Annotated in this window: 1 protein-coding gene; it reads right to left on the reverse strand. The window is 63.9% G+C overall.

Features of this window, described 5'->3' with window-relative positions; genetic code table 11:
- Positions 1-808 (reverse strand): calcium-binding protein (locus AC1DLB_RS31205; protein WP_477786428.1); only part of this gene is annotated, 808 nt, incomplete at both ends.

Here is an 808-nt window from a genome sequence, read left to right on the forward strand (position 1 = left end):
GTCCAGCCCCGCGCCACCGTTGAGCACGTTGTTGCCGCTGTTGCCGGTCAGCACGTTGTTCAGGGCATTGCCGACGCCGGTGAGGTTGTCGCTGCCAGTCAGGGTGAGGTTTTCCAGGTTGGCGCCCAGGGCCCAGCTCACCGAGGCGCGTACGGTGTCGATTTCAGATAGCAGGGTGCTGGTCTCGGTGACCACGTCCTTGAGGCTGTCGACGACGTAGGTGTCATTGCCGAAGCCGCCAATCATCACGTCGGCGCCGCTTCCGCCCTCCAGCACGTTGTTGCCGCTGTTGCCGATCAGCACGTTGTTCAGGGCGTTGCCGGTACCGGTGAGGTTATCGTTGCCGGTGAGGGTCAGGTTCTCGAGGTTGCTGCCCAGGGTGTAGCTGATCGACGACATAACCGTGTCGATTTCGCTCAGCGAGGTGCYGGTTTCCACCACCACGTCACCCACGTTATCCACAACGTAAACGTCGTTGCCTGCACCRCCAATCATGASGTCTTGGCCGGCACCGCCATTGAGGAAGTTGGCGGCGGCGTTGCCGGTGAGGCTGTTATCGAGTTCGTTGCCGGTGAGGTTCAACGCGGCGGTGCCGAGCAGCACGCCGTCTTCGACGTTGGCCGAGAGGGTGTAGCTCACCGCCGTGCGGATCAGGTCGTGGCCTTCGTCGGCGAGCTCAGTGACCGTGTCGGTGGCGTTGTCGATGACGTAGGTGTCGTCGCCGCTGCCGCCGCTGAGGGTGTCGGCGCCGGCGCCGCCATCCAGCCAGTCATTGCCGGCCCCGCCTTGCAGGGTGTTGTTGTAGGCG

The organism is Pseudomonas sp. 05N434, from assembly GCF_056396965.1.